Annotated in this window: 18 protein-coding genes and 1 pseudogene; 14 read left to right on the plus strand and 5 right to left on the minus strand. The window is 48.0% G+C overall.

Annotated elements, in window-relative coordinates; genetic code table 11:
* Positions 1 to 56: 56 nt before the first annotated feature.
* Positions 57 to 803, plus strand: coding sequence for a DUF561 domain-containing protein (locus tag C7I86_RS02655; protein WP_010871717.1), 747 nt, complete (start codon positions 57 to 59; stop codon positions 801 to 803).
* Between the two features lie 177 nt (positions 804 to 980).
* Here C7I86_RS02655 and dxs read toward each other — a convergent pair whose 3' ends face one another.
* Positions 981 to 2,903, minus strand: coding sequence for a 1-deoxy-D-xylulose-5-phosphate synthase (gene dxs, locus C7I86_RS02660; RefSeq protein WP_010871718.1), 1,923 nt, complete (start codon positions 2,901 to 2,903; stop codon positions 981 to 983).
* Positions 2,904 to 3,138: 235 nt separating this feature from the next.
* On the opposite strand from dxs, the gene C7I86_RS02665 reads away from it, so the two are divergent.
* The 11 genes and pseudogenes from C7I86_RS02665 to C7I86_RS02715 all read left to right on the plus strand — a co-directional run bounded on the left by C7I86_RS02665 (position 3,139) and on the right by C7I86_RS02715 (position 10,125).
* Positions 3,139 to 3,486: a rubredoxin gene (locus tag C7I86_RS02665; RefSeq protein WP_010871719.1), complete on the plus strand. Its 348-nt coding sequence runs from the start codon at positions 3,139 to 3,141 to the stop codon at positions 3,484 to 3,486.
* A 55-nt stretch (positions 3,487 to 3,541) separates the two neighbouring features.
* The gene (locus C7I86_RS02670; RefSeq protein WP_010871720.1) at positions 3,542 to 4,570 is read left to right on the plus strand and encodes a photosynthesis system II assembly factor Ycf48; all 1,029 of its coding nucleotides are present in this window, start codon (positions 3,542 to 3,544) and stop codon (positions 4,568 to 4,570) included.
* A gap of 85 nt (positions 4,571 to 4,655) precedes the next feature.
* Entirely contained in the window at positions 4,656 to 4,901 is a 246-nt protein-coding gene (psbE, locus tag C7I86_RS02675) for a cytochrome b559 subunit alpha (RefSeq protein WP_010871721.1), read from the plus strand.
* A 36-nt stretch (positions 4,902 to 4,937) separates the two neighbouring features.
* On the plus strand, positions 4,938 to 5,072 hold the full coding sequence (gene psbF, locus C7I86_RS02680) for a cytochrome b559 subunit beta (protein WP_010871722.1): 135 nt from the start codon (positions 4,938 to 4,940) through the stop codon (positions 5,070 to 5,072).
* Between the two features lie 9 nt (positions 5,073 to 5,081).
* A complete protein-coding gene (locus tag C7I86_RS02685; protein WP_010871723.1) occupies positions 5,082 to 5,201 on the plus strand; it encodes a photosystem II reaction center protein L in 120 nt (39 codons plus the stop codon).
* Positions 5,202 to 5,233: 32 nt separating this feature from the next.
* Entirely contained in the window at positions 5,234 to 5,353 is a 120-nt protein-coding gene (locus tag C7I86_RS02690; protein ID WP_010871724.1) for a photosystem II reaction center protein J, read from the plus strand.
* An 84-nt stretch (positions 5,354 to 5,437) separates the two neighbouring features.
* Positions 5,438 to 6,565 carry a glutamate 5-kinase gene (gene proB, locus C7I86_RS02695; protein WP_010871725.1) on the plus strand — a complete coding sequence of 376 codons (1,128 nt, stop codon included), beginning with the start codon at positions 5,438 to 5,440 and terminating at the stop codon, positions 6,563 to 6,565.
* Between the two features lie 161 nt (positions 6,566 to 6,726).
* Positions 6,727 to 6,904, plus strand: a pseudogene (locus tag C7I86_RS19040) (IS701 family transposase); the annotation flags it as partial.
* A 587-nt stretch (positions 6,905 to 7,491) separates the two neighbouring features.
* Positions 7,492 to 8,508, plus strand: coding sequence for an IS4-like element IS4Sa family transposase (locus C7I86_RS02705; protein ID WP_010871727.1), 1,017 nt, complete (start codon positions 7,492 to 7,494; stop codon positions 8,506 to 8,508).
* An 81-nt stretch (positions 8,509 to 8,589) separates the two neighbouring features.
* Positions 8,590 to 9,462, plus strand: coding sequence for a hypothetical protein (locus tag C7I86_RS02710; protein WP_020861465.1), 873 nt, complete (start codon positions 8,590 to 8,592; stop codon positions 9,460 to 9,462).
* 12 nt (positions 9,463 to 9,474) lie between these two features.
* A complete protein-coding gene (locus C7I86_RS02715) occupies positions 9,475 to 10,125 on the plus strand; it encodes a Uma2 family endonuclease (RefSeq protein WP_010871729.1) in 651 nt (216 codons plus the stop codon).
* A gap of 11 nt (positions 10,126 to 10,136) precedes the next feature.
* Here C7I86_RS02715 and C7I86_RS02720 read toward each other — a convergent pair whose 3' ends face one another.
* Together C7I86_RS02720 and C7I86_RS02725 are read right to left on the minus strand one after the other, a co-directional pair.
* The gene (locus tag C7I86_RS02720; protein ID WP_020861466.1) at positions 10,137 to 10,868 is read right to left on the minus strand and encodes a hypothetical protein; all 732 of its coding nucleotides are present in this window, start codon (positions 10,866 to 10,868) and stop codon (positions 10,137 to 10,139) included.
* Between the two features lie 63 nt (positions 10,869 to 10,931).
* Positions 10,932 to 13,694 (minus strand): DNA topoisomerase (ATP-hydrolyzing) subunit A, encoded by a 2,763-nt coding sequence (locus C7I86_RS02725; RefSeq protein WP_014407075.1) that lies wholly within the window; start codon positions 13,692 to 13,694, stop codon positions 10,932 to 10,934.
* A gap of 90 nt (positions 13,695 to 13,784) precedes the next feature.
* Between C7I86_RS02725 and C7I86_RS02730 the strand changes: the two genes are divergently transcribed.
* Positions 13,785 to 14,192 carry a response regulator gene (locus C7I86_RS02730; protein WP_014407076.1) on the plus strand — a complete coding sequence of 136 codons (408 nt, stop codon included), beginning with the start codon at positions 13,785 to 13,787 and terminating at the stop codon, positions 14,190 to 14,192.
* A gap of 33 nt (positions 14,193 to 14,225) precedes the next feature.
* A complete protein-coding gene (locus tag C7I86_RS02735; RefSeq protein WP_010871733.1) occupies positions 14,226 to 15,053 on the plus strand; it encodes a zinc-dependent peptidase in 828 nt (275 codons plus the stop codon).
* On the opposite strand, the gene C7I86_RS02740 is transcribed toward C7I86_RS02735, so the two are convergent.
* The gene (locus C7I86_RS02740; RefSeq protein WP_232503168.1) at positions 15,050 to 15,496 is read right to left on the minus strand and encodes a PPC domain-containing protein; all 447 of its coding nucleotides are present in this window, start codon (positions 15,494 to 15,496) and stop codon (positions 15,050 to 15,052) included. The two genes, C7I86_RS02735 and C7I86_RS02740, sit on opposite strands and share 4 nt — an antisense overlap.
* A gap of 19 nt (positions 15,497 to 15,515) precedes the next feature.
* On the minus strand, positions 15,516 to 16,160 hold the full coding sequence (locus C7I86_RS02745; protein WP_010871735.1) for a hypothetical protein: 645 nt from the start codon (positions 16,158 to 16,160) through the stop codon (positions 15,516 to 15,518).
* Between the last annotated feature and the right edge of the window lie 70 nt (positions 16,161 to 16,230).

Here is a 16,230-nt window from a genome sequence, read left to right on the forward strand (position 1 = left end):
CAAACGGTTAGGGTTAGGGGGGCTTACCATTTAGCATTAATCATTTTGGTAATCCTATGAGTGCAAACCTTGCCCAACTCCACCAGGCCCTGGAAAATCGTACCGCCTTAAAGGTAATTAGCGGTTTAAATAACTTCGATAGCGCCAATGTTTTAGCCGTGGCCCGGGCTGCCCAGGCTGGGGGAGCTACTTTTGTGGACATTGCAGCCGATCGCCAATTGATCCAACAGGTGCGCCACGCCATTGATTTGCCCATCTGTGTGTCGGCGGTGGAAGCAGAATTATTAGCCGAAGCGGTGGCCGCCGGAGCTGACTTGGTGGAAATTGGTAACTTTGACAGTTTTTACGCCCAGGGTCGTCGTTTTGAAGGGCCGGAAGTGTTGGCCCTCACCAAAGCCACCCGTCAATTGTTGCCCCATACTTTGCTCTCCGTTACCGTGCCCCACATCCTTGCTCTGGACGAACAGGTACAGTTAGCCGAAGCTTTAGTGGCCGCTGGAGCCGACATCATCCAAACTGAAGGGGGGACCAGTGCCGAACCCCATCACCCTGGAGTTTTGGGTTTGATTGAGAAAGCCGCTCCCACTTTGGCCGCTGCCCACGCTATCAGTCGAGCCGTTAATGTCCCCGTACTATGTGCTTCTGGCCTATCCGATGTCACCGTTCCCATGGCGATCGCTGCTGGAGCCAGTGGAGTAGGGGTTGGTTCCGCCATTAACCAATTGAACGACCAAGTGGCCATGGTGGCCGCTGTCCGTCGCCTGGCCGATGCCTTGGTGGCCCAGCCTGTGCGGGTTGCCTAACTATCGGTTTAAGTTCGACTAAATAGGTTAGACGCCCCCGGTTCCCTCAAACTTGTGAGGAAAATAGATAAAAATCCTCCAATATTTGGGGGATTTGGGGGCAAACCCAAACTTTGCAAGGGGGAGTGTTAAAACCACTATGCCCCTCGACAAATGCAAAATGTATCAAAATTCCTGCTAACTAACTCCAGGAGCGACAACTGATTCAGTTTCAGTTTTGAACAGTGAAGCCATAATATTCTGCGCCATCTGGGCTGGGGTTAAACCAAGGTCAACGGTGGATTGTTCCGGAGTGGCATGGTCCACAAGTATGTCGGGCACCCCTAAACGTTTCAAGGGCACCAACACGTTGTTATCCATCAGGGCCTCCGCCACTGCTGAGCCAAAGCCCCCCATGAGGCAACCTTCTTCCATGGTCACCACTTTGCCGATGCGCTCGGCCAAGGGCAAAATTAATTCCGTATCTAGTGGTTTAACAAAGCGGGCATTAACCACCGTTGCTTCGATGCCGTGTTCGTGGAGTAATTCCGCTGTTTGCAGAGCGGGATAGACCATGGAGCCGTAGCCCAACAGAAGCACATCATCCCCCGACCGGAGAATTTCAGCTTTACCAATTTCCAGCGGTTCCCAACCTTCCTCCATCAGGGGCACCCCGATGCCATTACCCCGGGGATAACGCATGGCGATCGCCCCACCGGTGTAGTTAACCCCAGTAACCAGCATTTGTTGTAACTCTGCTTCATCCTTGGGAGCCATCAGCACCAGATTGGGAATGCAACGGAGATAGGCAATGTCATACATCCCTTGGTGGGTGGGCCCATCCGCCCCCACAATGCCCGCCCGGTCTAGGCAGAAAAATACGGGTAATTTTTGAATACAAACGTCATGGATAATCTGGTCGTAACCCCGTTGCAAAAAGGTGGAATAGATGGCCACCACTGGACGAATGCCCTCGCAGGCCATGCCCGCCGCCAAAGTAACTGCGTGTTGTTCCGCAATGCCCACGTCCACATACTGCTTGGGTAGCTTGGCCTGGAGTTTATCTAGCCCTGTCCCCGTCGCCATAGCAGCCGTGATACCGACAATGTTGGGATTTTCCTTGGCCAGGGTAGTCAACGTATGGGCAAAAACCTTGGAATAGCTGGGGGGTTTCGGCTTACTAGAAGGATAGGCCTTACCGGTGGAAAGGTTGAAAGGACTTTGGGCGTGGTAGCCTACTTGATCCTTTTCGGCTAAGTCATAACCCTTGCCCTTGGTGGTGGAAACATGGACAAACACCGGACCAGGCACTTTTTCCGCTTGTTTAAAGGTATCGATTAATTCCTGTAAACTATGACCGTCAATGGGACCAAAATATTTAAATCCTAGTTCTTCAATCACCGCTCCCACTTTGGGGACAACAAGACGTTTCATTCCCTCCTTGACCCTTTCCATCTCCGGGGTGAGGGAATCCCCCACAAAGGGCAAGTGTTTGATCTGTTCCTCCAGATTGTCCGTCAAAAACTGCATCGGACTGCTGAGGCGGACTTTATTTAAATAACGGGAAATGGCTCCCACGTTGGGGGAAATGGACATCTCATTGTCATTGAGAATCACCATTAGTCTGGTATGGGGCAAATGCCCGGCATGGTTGATTGCCTCCAAGGCCATGCCCCCGGTTAAAGCACCATCGCCAATGATGGAAACTACTTTAAAATCTTCCCCCTTGGCATCTCGAGCTAAAGCCATGCCCAAACCAGCGGAAATACTTGTGGAAGCGTGCCCAGCACCAAAATGGTCAAAACGACTTTCAGAGCGTTTGAGGTAACCAGCCACCCCATCTTTTTGCCGCAGGGTATGGAAATCATGGTAACGTCCCGTCAACATTTTGTGGGGATAGGCTTGGTGTCCCACATCCCAAATCACCCGGTCTTTGTCTAAATCAAGAGTGGAATATAGGGCCACCGTCAGTTCCACCACTCCCAACCCAGGCCCCAGATGACCGCCGCTGGTGGCCACAGTTTGGAGATGTTTTTCTCGGATTTGCCGGGAAACTTCCTCCAGCTCACGGATAGATAAACCCTTTAACTCATTGGGGTGGGTCAGTTCGCTGATGTGCATGGTGGATTGGGACTAACGATGGCTAAATTATGGAACTTTTTTCAGACTTCTCACACTTTAACCCATTGGGTGAAGGGAAGTTAGGTTGGAAAACCCCAGTCACAGTCTGGACAAAACATTCGGTGAACCAATGATGAATCCCCATTGAGAAGGCTGGGGAAAAGGGTAGCGAAGATGTCATAATTTTTAACAAAGATTACTAAAGATTTACCCCCAGTTCTCTGCTGTAGTAGCCATGAGTGAGCGTCCCCCTGAAAAGACCCTGGCGGAGTTGGCATCCCCAAACCATGAATGCCGGGCCTGCGGTTATGTTTACATTCCCAGCCAAGGGGATCAAAAGACTAGTGTTTCCCCCGGCACTCCCTTTGAGGCCCTACCCCTTAATTGGAAATGTCCGGTGTGTGGCGCCCCCCGCAACTACTTCATCAGCACCGGGGAGACCGATGCTCCCTCTGGTTTTGCCGAGAACCTTAACTACGGTTTTGGTTTTAACCGTATGAGTGGTGGTAAAAAGAATTTACTAATTTTCGGTAGTCTTTTCGTCATTTTCCTATTTTTCCTGAGCCTTTACGGCATGGGATAAGGCTTCAATTTTCCCTCTGAGCCCTTGCTGTACTCGTTGATTATTCCTGTTCACAATGCCTGTTAAATTCCCCAGTTTGAAGTTTGAGCAACTAAAGCAACTTGTCCTAGTGGCGGCGATCGCCGTTTTCTGTGTGAGCTGCAGCCATGTGCCGGATTTGGCCTTCAATCCATGGCAAGAAATTGCTTTAGAAACAGATTCTACCTTTGCGGATATTGCCTTCACGGAAGATCCGAACCATGGTTGGCTGGTGGGTACCAAGGAGACTATTTTTGAAACCACCGATGGCGGTGACACCTGGGAGCAGAAGCTGATTGACCTAGGGGAAGAAAAGGCTAGTTTTTCCGCCGTTAGTTTCTCTGGCAACGAGGGATGGATCACAGGTAAACCTTCCATTTTGCTCCACACCACCGATGGGGGCCAAACCTGGGCCCGCATTCCCTTGAGTGAGAAACTGCCCGGTGCTCCCTACAGTATTATTGCCCTGGGACCCCAGACGGCGGAGATGATTACGGATTTGGGCGCTATTTACAAAACCACCAATGGGGGCAAAAACTGGAAAGCTTTGGTGGAGGGGGCCGTAGGAGTAGCCCGCACCATTCAACGATCAACCGATGGCCGTTATGTGGCGGTGTCAGCCCGGGGTAATTTTTATTCCACCTGGGCACCGGGACAAACGGAATGGACTCCCCATAACCGCAATTCTTCCCGACGCTTACAGACCATGGGCTATGGCAAGGACGGTCAACTATGGCTGTTGGCCCGGGGGGGACAACTCCAGTTCAGCACCGATCCCGATGCAGAGGAATGGAGCGATGTGATTGCTCCCCAGGATAAAGGTAGTTGGGGTCTGCTCGATCTGTCTTTCCGTACCCCTGAAGAAGTATGGGTAGCGGGGGCCAGCGGTAACCTCTTGATGAGTCAAGACGGGGGGCAAACCTGGGCCAAGGACACTGGGGTAGAAGATATTCCAGCCAATCTTTATCGGGTGGTGTTCCTCAGTCCGGAAAAAGGATTTGTGTTGGGGCAGGATGGGATTTTGCTCAAATATAACCCCAGCACCGAGGTGGCAATGGTTCCCTAGGCGGCTCACAAAATAGTAGACTAGACTCTACTTGCTTTGCATTTGTCAGTCAATGTTGTTTTGAAAAATTGAAGGAGAACACAAAATGTCAGGGACTACCGGCGAGCGTCCATTTTCCGATATTGTCACCAGCATTCGCTACTGGGTGATCCACAGCATCACCATCCCGATGTTGTTTATTGCTGGTTGGTTGTTTGTCAGCACGGGCTTAGCCTACGATGCTTTTGGCACTCCCCGCCCCGATGAATATTTCACCCAGACCCGTCAAGAGTTGCCCATTCTCCAGGAACGCTACGACATTAATCAGGAAATTCAAGAGTTTAATCAATAAAACATTTAATTGTTCTTTTTTAGTTGGTAATTAACAATGGCAACCCAAAATCCTAATCAACCGGTTACTTATCCCATTTTTACGGTGCGCTGGCTGGCGGTTCACACCCTGGCGGTGCCCTCTGTCTTCTTTGTCGGGGCGATCGCCGCGATGCAATTTATTCAACGCTAGGAGTTTTTCATGGACAGAAATTCAAACCCAAACCGCCAACCGGTGGAATTGAACCGCACTTCTTTATACCTGGGTCTATTGTTGGTGGCTGTGTTGGGGATTTTGTTCTCCAGCTATTTCTTTAACTAAACTTTTTTAATACGCAATTTAGGAGGCATGGTATGTTCGCAGAAGGCAGAATCCCTTTGTGGGTGGTGGGTGTAGTGGCCGGTATTGGCGCCATTGGTGTTCTAGGGTTATTTTTCTACGGAGCCTATGCTGGTTTAGGTTCTTCCATGTAATCGAGGGCTAGCCGCCACACAATATCATGGTTTTAAGGTGGGCTTGGCCCACTTTTTTTATGGCAATTTTTCCTCCCAAAATAGATGACAATGGCAATGCAACCCCAAACTTTGGTGATTAAAATTGGTACTTCTAGCCTAGCTCGTCCGGAAACGGGTCAGTTGGCCCTCTCCACCATTGCCGCTTTGGTGGAAACTGTATGCAAGTTGATCGGCCAAGGCCATCGGGTGGTGCTAGTCTCCTCTGGAGCCATAGGAGTAGGTTGTAGTCGTTTGGGCCTGACAGAAAGGCCAAAAAAAATGGCCTTAAAGCAGGCGATCGCCGCTGTGGGCCAGGGCAGATTAATGCGGACCTATGACGACCTTTTTAGTAGCCTCCGGCAACCCATTGCCCAAATTTTGCTCACCAGACGGGAATTAATTGAGCGTACCGCCTATGTCAACGCCTACAACACGTTCCAAGCTCTGTTTGAGTTGGGGGTGATTGCCATTGTCAATGAAAACGACACGGTGGCGATCGATGAACTAAAATTTGGCGACAATGATACTTTGTCGGCTTTAGTGGCCAGCTTGGTGGAAGCGGATTGGCTATTTTTGCTCACTGACGTTGACCGCCTTTATTCCAGTGACCCCCGTTTAGATCCCGATGCCTATCCCATTCCCCTAGTCAAAGCCGCGGAATTAGCCCAATTACAAGTCCGCACCGATAGCACTGGTTCCGCCTGGGGCACCGGCGGCATGGCCACCAAAATCACCGCTGCCCGCATTGCTACGGGATCAGGAGTCCGCACCGTCATCACCCATGGCCAAAAACCTGAGCAAATTTTAGCCATCCTCCAGGGAGCTAATTTGGGCACTCAGTTTGAAGCCCAACCCCGCTCCGATAATGCTCGTAAACGTTGGATCGCCTATGGTTTAGTGCCCACCGGGAAAATTTTCATTGACGCTGGGGCGGTCCAGGCCCTCAAAGCTAGGGGCAAATCCCTATTGGCGATCGGGGTGGTTGCCCTAGAAGGGGAATTCAGTGCCACCGATGCCGTCATAATCTGTGATCCCCAGGGTCAAGAATTAGGGCGGGGATTAGTTAATTACAACTGTAACGAGCTAGAAAAAATTAAGGGACTCCATTCCGAGGCGATCGCCGCAGTGTTAGGCTACGTGGGGCCAGATACAGTGATCCATCGAGATAATTTAGTATTACAAGAAAATTAGAAGAGTCTGAAGACAGACAAATGATTTTACGAATTATTTTTGTCCCAACCCGGTATGTTGGCAGAATTAATCCCAGATATTGAAGAAAGTTGGGAGTTCGCCTATCGCTCTTCTATCATTGTAGGAAGGATAAAACAGAGAAGAGAGGGTGAAAGGCAGAGGTGATATATGGTTGCCCCCGTCAAGCAAAAGAAACAGTACAGTTTATCGACAAATATTGTGAAAGCTACAGAGACTTACTTTCCAGAAGTAAGAAGCTTTGAGTACTTTAAATATTTGCATCTAGGATTAATAGCGAATATCAGGAGAAAAACATTTCCAGAAATAGCCAGGGTAGTATAGCAAAATCGCATAGACAAAGTTATTCAAGATTACTGCATAGCCTAGTGCCTCATAGTTATACTAATTAGTTATATTTCTCGCAGGTCCAACTCTCTAGGACGCCCAAATCCTTTCGGTGCTGGTAACTTGGGCTCGATTATCTTCCAATCCTCATCACTCATGTCACTGGCGTATAGCTTGCGCTGAGGATTAACTACGTTCGGCAAATTGCTCATCGACAATACTCAATTTTTATCTTTTCACCATAAAAAACAGATTTTTCCTATCCTCTTTTCTTTATATTTTCTTTAGAAATCACTTCTAAGGAATCATTTATTGTTAAGCGGAACCAAAGATTACGCTGATGCAATGAATGAACAAATGAAAGCGATTATCTCTATGCGAAATAACAGGGTTATAATTCGTCAATCTAGGGAATTCGCTTTTAATCGTGCCCTTCGTCAACCAATAAGAACATGGGCAAGTAGTGGAATTTGTTTATACCCCTATGATCAAGTGCAGAAGTGTTGAACGATAGTTATAAAGAGAAAAAAGCTCTTTAAAATGATAGAATAAAGGGCAGAAATATTAGAATAATTGAAGCGATGATATCAAATTTTGGACATATTGTAAAAACTTATCTATCTAATTTTCCTAAACATGACTACCCAGTATTAGACACATTTAAGTTTGTGAGTATCTGGTTAGGATTAGTGTTAGACCAGAGCCAGACAAGCATGAGGAGTATGTTTAAAAGACTGAACTTACGAGGAGAGACAGTCGATATATCTACATTCTCAAAGGCAAGCAAAAAAAGGGATGTGGGAGTTTTTAGAGAAATAATATTTTCCTTAAAAAAGGAATTGTCGAAAAGGAAGGAAATTAAGCAGAGAGAATTAGAAATATTTCCTCTCGATTCAACCATTGTCAGCATAACTAGGAAGTTGATGTGGAACCTTGGATTTCATCAGGTAAAATTATTCAGTGAGATTAACTTATCAACAGGGATTCCGGGGGGAATAGTAATTCACTTTGGACAAGGTCATGATAATAAATATGGGAATGAAACAATAGAAGAGACTCCAGAAAATGGAGTAGCAGTAATGGATAGAGGATTTTGTGACTTACAGAGAATCAAGAGATTACAAAAGGAGAATAACAAATATCATGTATTAAGAATAAAGAATAATATAAAGCTAGAAAAATTAGCCAATGATAACTATATGGTTGGAACTGGAAAGAATAAAATAGAGAGTAGAGTGGTAATATTCACCCATGATAATTCAGAGTTTAGATTGGTTACAAATTTACCTATAGAAAGTAAAGAAATAGAAGGAGTTAGTGATGAAAAAATAGCAGAAATTTATAAAAAAAGATGGCAAATAGAATTGTTATGGAAATTCTTAAAAATGCACTTAAAGCTGAATAGACTGATTGCCAAAAATGAGAATGCAATTGGGATTCAAATCTATACCTGTATAATTGCTTATTTAATACTAAAATTACTGGTAATCCCAAAAGAAGCAGGTACAACAATGTTAGACAAACTACGTTATTTACAGGCTTTCATGTGTGAAAAAATAAGCTATGTACACTGGCTAAGGGAGTTAGCACTAAGGTGATGAATTTGCTTTGCTGTAGGATTATTCTGTCTATTTTTAGGTCGTACATAAGTGCGATTCAACGATTCTGAGCTTCACCAGATGCAGAAATCTATTAATCTTCTCCAGCAAACAGTCCAACAGGGTTTTGATGATGTTAATCATCGCCTTGATAAAATGTCACAACAATTAGGTTACATTTGCCTAGTTGTTCAGGATAGTCGAGCTAAACAGGAAAAATTAGCCCAAGCCATTGCCCATTTTTATCAGAGCAGTTTAGTCAGAGAGATAGCAGATTTACAATCTGAACTTCAAACAATCAACCGTTTTCCTGAACAATCTCCCATTGGAGCCATTAAAGCCGCAAATCGTAGCCGTTTATTTTTAAGCCATGAAGCACTCAAAATCACCCCAGAGCTAGAAGCAGAATTAATGCTAAATAGTGACATTGCTATTCAAGGTTGGGCCGTTGCTACCATTACCGAAGCTAATTTATTGATGGAAATAGGTCATCACCAGGATGCCAAAGATGTTTTACGGGAAGAAGTTGTTAAATTTAAACAATTATCTGAAAATTGGTCAAAGGCATTATTGGACGATGCTAATGATAGCCTTAATACTTCCTACCGCTTTCTTGGCAAGCCATTTAACGAGTTTATTCTACCTGAAAGAATAGAGCGAATTTGTCAAATTCATCCCAAGGATTTTAACTTAACTCCAGATCAAGTACGACGCATTAAAAGTGAAATTGCTGTTGAATTTGATATGTCCTATGCACCCGAACGCTATAACCAAGCTTGGATTAATAAACAATTGGCGATCGCCGAATATTTAGACACTCTTAGTGAATTATTAGCTAGGCTAGATACCCTGCAAAACTTTGCCCAATTATGCCAAGATCGAGGTGTTAAAAGTAGCAGGGAATTGCTTCCGGGTAATGATGCAGAGCCAGGACTGTATTTGTTACCAGGATAGTGAAGGAATATTATGCCTATTACAGAATTAGCCCCCGTCTCGAAATTTATTTTGCTTGAACCCGTAAGTTGGCTAACTTTTAACCAATTGCTTCAGGATTTGGGTGAAAAGCGAGGAATTCGCCTTGCTTATTGTCAAGGAACTTTAGAAATTATGACTCCCCTCGGAGAACATGAACATAATAATCGCTTTCTAGAGCGGTTAATTTACACCACCGTTGACATCTTGAACTTGGAAATTAAAAGTCTAGGTTCCCTAACCCTAAGAGTTAATCGGCTGGAGAAAGGCATAGAACCAGATTCTTGCTTTTACCTGCAAAATGAGTCTATTGTTCGCCACAAACAGGATATTGATCTTAATGTTGATCCTCCCCCCGATTTAGTCATTGAAATTGATATTACCAGTAGCTCCCTAGACAAATTAGCAATTTATGGTGCTTTAGGAGTGCCCGAAATTTGGCGATATGACGGTCGAACTTTACAGGCTTATTTGTGGAATGGGGCTCAGCAAATCTATGAAACTTCTGAGCAGAGCTTGGCTTTGCATCCCTTGAAAGTTAAGGATTTGACTGTCTTTCTGCGCCAAAGTCTCCAAGACGGAGAAACAGCAACGATTAGGCAATTTCGTCAATGGCTGATCGAACAACTAGGCGAAGGTGAATAAATTAGTACAGACTAAAAGCCTTGACCCACTTCCAGATAGCGGGTTTTACCCTGACGGGATAGGATCGCCTGCTGACCGTTAACCGCCGCCAATTGCCAACCGCTACTACCGATCGCCTCACCGATTTGAATGCGTTGGGTCATGCCATTCCAGCGGAACAGAGCCGAAGAAAGCTCACCGGATTCCAGAACTCCTACTAAATCGTGTTTAGTTTTACTGGGCACCATCGGCACTGCCGGGGGAGCAGCGGCCACGGGTTGGGGGGGAATTGCCATGGCTGGAGCAGCTTGGCCGTTGGGGTAAACGGGGTAATAATATCGTTCCACCACAGTGGTACTACCAGGAGCGACTGCGGTCAGATTGCCACCATTATTTTGGGGCACAGCGCCGGGGGGAGGCGGGGGAAGGGGAATACCTTGGTTAGCAGGGGCGATCGCCACCGTTGTTTGGTTGGGGGTTACCGGAGGGTTAACACCAGTGAGGGCGGAGGAAGCTGGCAATGATTGGGGCTGTTTAAGGGTTTCTAAGGACTGTTGCAGATAAACAATAAATTCTTCGTCCGCTTGATCCACCGTCACCGTTTCCGTAGGCGATGTCGCAGAGGGATTGGGTTGTCGGGATTGAAACACTAGCCAAAAACTAACTAACAGCATATAGGCAACGCCACCGCCTAGGAAAATTTTGTCGATGTGCTTCAACCACCAAGGCTTTTTCGAGCTTTCCAGTCCTTCGTACTTGTCCATTGTCCCCACCCACGGAAAAAAGATGTTGCCCATTCTAGCCGAAAATTTCCCCGGGTCTAACCTTTAACCAAGGTGGGCCACCTGGGTAATTAAATGTTCTCCCTCGTTGAGATCCACCAGGCGATCGCCAAAGCCATCCTTACCCCAGGGTTGAAACTGATCAGCCTGGACAGAATGGAGTCGTTGTTGATTACTGTAAAAATCGTAAGTGGAGGATTGAGGAGACTGGGCACCCTGATTTGCCGCCACCATGGTCAACAACCGATCTGCTTTGCTGGTAAATTGCATCACCGTTGTGCCTAATTCGCCGAAATTCCCCAGGCGCACAGAAGCTAAATCTAATTGTTTGCCATAACCTGCTTGGGTTAACAGTAAAACCCTATCCCCTGGTGATGCCATCAGTACCCCCACCAAACTTTCCGTTGCACGAAGCCGCATTGCTTCCTGGCCTTGGGCACTGGGACTTGAGCAAGTTAAACCAACCTGGGCTGGATCAAACCGCAGTAAACGTCCATTGCTGGTGGCAATCACCAAATTTTTACCTGGATTTTGGGCAGAGGCAGGATTAACTGGTGTAACCAATTGGGCAAACTGGAGGAGATCGCCATTTTTTAACTTCATTAAACTCAAACCCCGCGGGCCCAACTCCTGCAACTCCTGACCAGCGAGCAGTTTGACCCGACCCTGCTGACTAACTAGGAGTAAATCCTGGGGCTGTTCCGGGGGCGGTAAAAATCCCTGGAAAGTGACGGTGGTGGCGTCCCGCTGGGCCGATTTAGGCAGAATTTGTAACAGGGGAATGCGGGTGACAGCTAAGGGGGGAATATCGGCAATGGCGACGGGGAAAGCCTTGCCATGGTCGCCAATGACAATGAGAGTTTCCCGCCCTTGAATGGAAAATTGCTGGTCCAAGGGTTCAAAGCTGTTGGCGGAGGTTAGCTCTTCTGGGTGCCAGGCGATTTCCCCCTGCAAATTAATACTCAGAAAGGCCTCCGCCGGGGGCGTTTGCGGCGTGAAGAGGGTGAGGGGATTTTTCTCGGCAACAGAAACGAGTTTGCTATGGGTGGCTATGACTTCCGGGCTTGGTTGGGCTTCCTGTTTGACGGTTTTGGGGGTAGGCTTTACGGCTAGGTTTAGATCGTCCTGCTTTGCTTCGGGAGCCGAATCTGCCGTTGGCGGGGAAGAATTTTCTAAGACTAATTGTTCTTGCTCTGGTTCCCCTGGGGAATCCAACTCTTCTTCTGGGGCTGACTGACTTTCAACCGGGGGAATTGTCGCTTCAGGCAATGGATCTTGATTTACGGGGAGAGGCTCAATTTTGGCTGGCATACCCTGTAAAATCTTGGTACGTCGTTCGTCGGCAAACTTTTTCTTTAAACCCCGCAATTCTTTTTTGAGGGCTTTTAACCGTTCCTGGCGATCGCCAATGAGAGTTTCCAACTGCTCAATGCGTTGGGCTAGATCGGTGTGTTCCTGTTGTAATTTTTCCCTTTCCAGGCCGGTGATACGGCGCATGGGCATGCCCAAAATAGCGTCCCCTTGTTGGAGGGAAATGCCTAACCGTTCCTGGAGTTGAATTTTGGCGGTGGTGCCATCGGCGGCAAAACGGAGAATTTCAATCAGCGCATCTAAATTTTCTAAACCGATTAGTAAACCAGTTAATAATTCCAGGCGACGACGGTTTTCTCCCAACTCATTTTCGTACTGTCGCAGCAGGGTATCTTCCCGGAATTGGAGAAATTCTTGGAGAATTTGCCGCAGGGACATTTGCACGGGTTGGTTGTTGACCAGCGCCAGGAAAATCACGCCAAAATTACTCTGCAAAGGAGTCATGCGGTAGAGTTTTTGCAAAATGGCATTGGGTTCCGCATCCCGTTTGAGCTCAATTACCACCCTCATGCCGGTGCGATCGCTTTCATCCCGCAGATCGGAAATGCCGTCTAGTTTGCCGTCGTTGACCAAGCTGGCAATTTTCTCAATCCAAGCCGCTTTATTGACCTGGAATGGTAATTCCGTAATGACGATCGCCGTGCGATTATGACTGCGTTTTTTCTCCCCTCGGATGGTTTCAATGTGACTAACTCCCCGCACCGGAATTAGTCCTCGTCCCGTTTGGTAAGCTTGCAAAATGCCTTCGCTGTCGAGGATGTGGCCGCCGGTGGGAAAGTCAGGGCCGGGGATTAACTTAAATAGTTCTTGATCCGACAAATCAGGTTTATTGATTAAACCAATCAAACCATCCACCACTTCCCCCAAATTGTGGGGCGGGATACTAGTGGCCATGCCCACCGCAATACCAGAGCAACCGTTCAACAGTAACAAAGGTAACTGGGCGGGAACCACGGTGGGTTCTTCCTGGGAATTGTCGAAGTTGCCGGTAAAATCAACGATCGCCTCGCTTATGCCTTCCAACATGGCCCCCATGGCGATGGGTGCTAAGCGGGTTTCGGTGTAACGCATGGCGGCCGGAGGATCATTGTCCACGGAACCGAAGTTGCCATGGCCAGCCAGGAGGGGATAACGACTGGAAAAATCCTGCACCATCCGCACCAGGGCATCGTACACAGACTGGTCACCGTGGGGATGGTATTTGCCCAACACGTCCCCCACCACCCGGGCACATTTCCGAAACGGGCGATCGGGGGTCAGCCCCAACTCGTACATGGCGTAGAGAATGCGACGATGCACCGGTTTTAGACCGTCCCGCACATCGGGTAATGCCCGCCCCACAATCACACTCATGGCATATTCCAGGTAGGAACGTTCCATTTCTTCGTGGAGATCGGTGGGGATAATTTGACCGCTGGGGAAAGATTTTCTGGCCATGCCGCTGGGAACCTGTGCGCTCGTCAATTCGCGGCCAATGTTAGCATTGGAAAGGCTGATTCTCCTCCCCACTTTGCCGGGTACAGTTTTATGACAACGGTTCTCATCGTCGAAGACGACCCCATGAACTTCCGGGTTTTTTCCAAAATTCTCACTAAGCGGGGGGGCTTCACCGTCAAGGGCAGCGAGGATGTGGCGGAGGTGTTGGCCTTAGCTCGGAGCAAGGCGGTGGACGTGATTTTGATCGATGTGTCTCTGTCCCGCAGTCATTACCAAGGTAAGGCCTATAACGGCATTCAAATTACCCAACTGCTCAAACAAGACCCTGCCACGGCCAGCCTACCAGTGATTTTGGTCACAGCCCATGCCATGGTCGGCGATCGGGAGTCTTTATTGGCCCAAAGTGGCGCAGAAGGCTACATAGCTAAACCGGTGGTGGACCACCAAGCTTTTGTAAACCAAATTCAAACCATGGCTGGAGGCGATCGGGCGGTTTAACCCCTTAGCCTAAAGATTTACCCGTTATTTTTCATGTTGCCCACTGCCATTGTCCTCACCATCCTTTTGGGCATCATTGCCTACATTTGGGGCTATCCCCATTGGTTAGATTGGCGAGAAAAACAACTTTTTCAGCGGCCTCTGCCTCCCCATTGGCAAGCAATTTTAGGCGATCGCCTGCCTTTTTATGCCCAGCTTTCCCCCCAGCAACGGCAAAAATTAGAAGCAAAAATCCAATTATTTCTCCAGCAAAAACAGTTTATTGGCTGTAATGATTTTGTTTTAACGGATGAAGTGCGGTTGGTCATCGCTGCCCAAGCTTGCTATCTAGCGTTGGAATTAGGCAGTAATCCCTACCCCAGGCTGGATACAATCCTTGTTTACCCCGATGCTTTCCAAGTGCGGCAAATTACGTCCCCCGATGGTTACGTAGTGGAGGAAGAAGACACCGTTCGAGCTGGGGAATCCTGGGATAGGGCTGGACAGTTGATCCTGGCTTGGGGCACGATCGCCTGGGATTTGGAGCGGTGGCAGGATGGCCACAACGTTATTTTCCATGAATTTGCCCATCAGTTGGACATGGGGGATGGAGCCATGAATGGGGTCCCTAAATTAGGTCGTCGCAACGACTATCAACGCTGGCAGTCAATTTTTGCGTCGGAATACCAACAACTACTCAGTCAGTTAGAAAATAATTTACCCACCGTCATCGACCCCTATGGAGCCACCAACCCCTGTGAATTTTTTGCGGTGGTGACGGAAACTTTCTTTGAAAAAGGGCAAGAATTACAACATAATCACGGGCAACTTTATCAAGTTCTACGGAAATATTACTGCCTTGAACCATTGATAAATTGCTAGGGAACGGGTTTTAGCCTGGTCACTGCCAGGGAAAATGCCCCTCCCCCAGTGGCGGCGTAGGTTCTGACCCGGACAATGTAGTCTCCCGATTCAGTAATCCGGGCGAAGGCAAGGGAATTGGTGCCCCCTTCAGTGCTGTCGTCGTTGGCCACAATGGTGGTGCCGTCATCGCCAATGAGCATTACCATGGTGTCGAATTCATCGGAGCGCAGGTCAATGGACACTTGGTCCCCGGCCTGGAGATTAATACGATAGTCCCTGGCAAATCCCCCTTCCCCCGTGGGCATATCCCCCACCGTCAGGCGATCGTCAACTGTTGTGTTGGCAGTAATGGGGATGGGATTGTAAAAACTATTTTGACTATTTTGGCCGTAACTCGGGGTTGGGTAGAACGTCACCAGGGCGGAAGTCAAACCCATCCAGAAGAGGACTACCTTGTCCAATTTCCCCGAATTGAATAATCTAAACATTCTCGGTGTCCTGACTGAGTACTGACTGGAGCCGACTGAGGAAATTTGATTCCTGGGTGATGGGAATGAACTGCTCAATGGACGGGGCTGGCCCTGGGTTTCTGGTCACGGGCCCTTCTTCGGACACATTAGAGCCCTTTAAATTTTCTTGGTTGGGATGTTGGATATTTCCGAGGGCACGGTGATGCCAAGGGAGTGGTTCTAGCTCCCCTGGGTCGGAGGGAGAAACCCGCCGTCTTGGTGATTGCAATGATTGTTCTTGTCCTGCCGTGGGAACCTTTAACTGCCATGACTGGTCTGCCATTTTAGTCAACTCCTCCATCGATTCGTCTCTGGCGATCGCCAACGATCTGGGCAGATTTTCGGAAACCAGACGCTCAAACTCAGCGGAAAAATGAAAATTGGGTTGTCCCTTCTTGTGCCAGAACTCCAGCAAATGCTCCACCGAAACCGCCTTATAACGGCCTAGGTACAGGGCTTCGATCACCGCAAGACGAATCCACAGGGCTGAAAAATTCTTAAGCCAGCCATTGATGACCTGTTTGGGGGCCATTCCCCGGAGGTCAAAACAATAGGCAGTCAAAAGCGAAACTGTCTGCAAAATGCCTGGATCCTTTTGAGCCTGGGATATTGTCATATTTGCTAGGGAGCTATGCTTAGTAGTTCCTAGAATACTAGCTCAAGTCCAGTCTGGGAGAAAGGAGGGT

Source organism: Synechocystis sp. IPPAS B-1465 (assembly GCF_003015225.1).
GTDB lineage: Bacteria > Cyanobacteriota > Cyanobacteriia > Cyanobacteriales > Microcystaceae > Synechocystis.

Bases quoted from the DNA above. Each gene is read 5' to 3' on its own strand.
- C7I86_RS02655 (WP_010871717.1), top strand. From the start codon at position 57: ATGAGTGCAAACCTTGCCCAACTCCACCAGGCCCTGGAAAATCGTACC.
- dxs (WP_010871718.1), bottom strand. From the start codon at position 2,903: ATGCACATCAGCGAACTGACCCACCCCAATGAGTTAAAGGGTTTATCT.
- C7I86_RS02665 (WP_010871719.1), top strand. From the start codon at position 3,139: ATGAGTGAGCGTCCCCCTGAAAAGACCCTGGCGGAGTTGGCATCCCCA.
- C7I86_RS02670 (WP_010871720.1), top strand. From the start codon at position 3,542: ATGCCTGTTAAATTCCCCAGTTTGAAGTTTGAGCAACTAAAGCAACTT.
- psbE (WP_010871721.1), top strand. From the start codon at position 4,656: ATGTCAGGGACTACCGGCGAGCGTCCATTTTCCGATATTGTCACCAGC.
- psbF (WP_010871722.1), top strand. From the start codon at position 4,938: ATGGCAACCCAAAATCCTAATCAACCGGTTACTTATCCCATTTTTACG.
- C7I86_RS02685 (WP_010871723.1), top strand. From the start codon at position 5,082: ATGGACAGAAATTCAAACCCAAACCGCCAACCGGTGGAATTGAACCGC.
- C7I86_RS02690 (WP_010871724.1), top strand. From the start codon at position 5,234: ATGTTCGCAGAAGGCAGAATCCCTTTGTGGGTGGTGGGTGTAGTGGCC.
- proB (WP_010871725.1), top strand. From the start codon at position 5,438: ATGACAATGGCAATGCAACCCCAAACTTTGGTGATTAAAATTGGTACT.
- C7I86_RS02705 (WP_010871727.1), top strand. From the start codon at position 7,492: ATGATATCAAATTTTGGACATATTGTAAAAACTTATCTATCTAATTTT.
- C7I86_RS02710 (WP_020861465.1), top strand. From the start codon at position 8,590: ATGCAGAAATCTATTAATCTTCTCCAGCAAACAGTCCAACAGGGTTTT.
- C7I86_RS02715 (WP_010871729.1), top strand. From the start codon at position 9,475: ATGCCTATTACAGAATTAGCCCCCGTCTCGAAATTTATTTTGCTTGAA.
- C7I86_RS02720 (WP_020861466.1), bottom strand. From the start codon at position 10,868: ATGGACAAGTACGAAGGACTGGAAAGCTCGAAAAAGCCTTGGTGGTTG.
- C7I86_RS02725 (WP_014407075.1), bottom strand. From the start codon at position 13,694: ATGGCCAGAAAATCTTTCCCCAGCGGTCAAATTATCCCCACCGATCTC.
- C7I86_RS02730 (WP_014407076.1), top strand. From the start codon at position 13,785: ATGACAACGGTTCTCATCGTCGAAGACGACCCCATGAACTTCCGGGTT.
- C7I86_RS02735 (WP_010871733.1), top strand. From the start codon at position 14,226: ATGTTGCCCACTGCCATTGTCCTCACCATCCTTTTGGGCATCATTGCC.
- C7I86_RS02745 (WP_010871735.1), bottom strand. From the start codon at position 16,160: ATGACAATATCCCAGGCTCAAAAGGATCCAGGCATTTTGCAGACAGTT.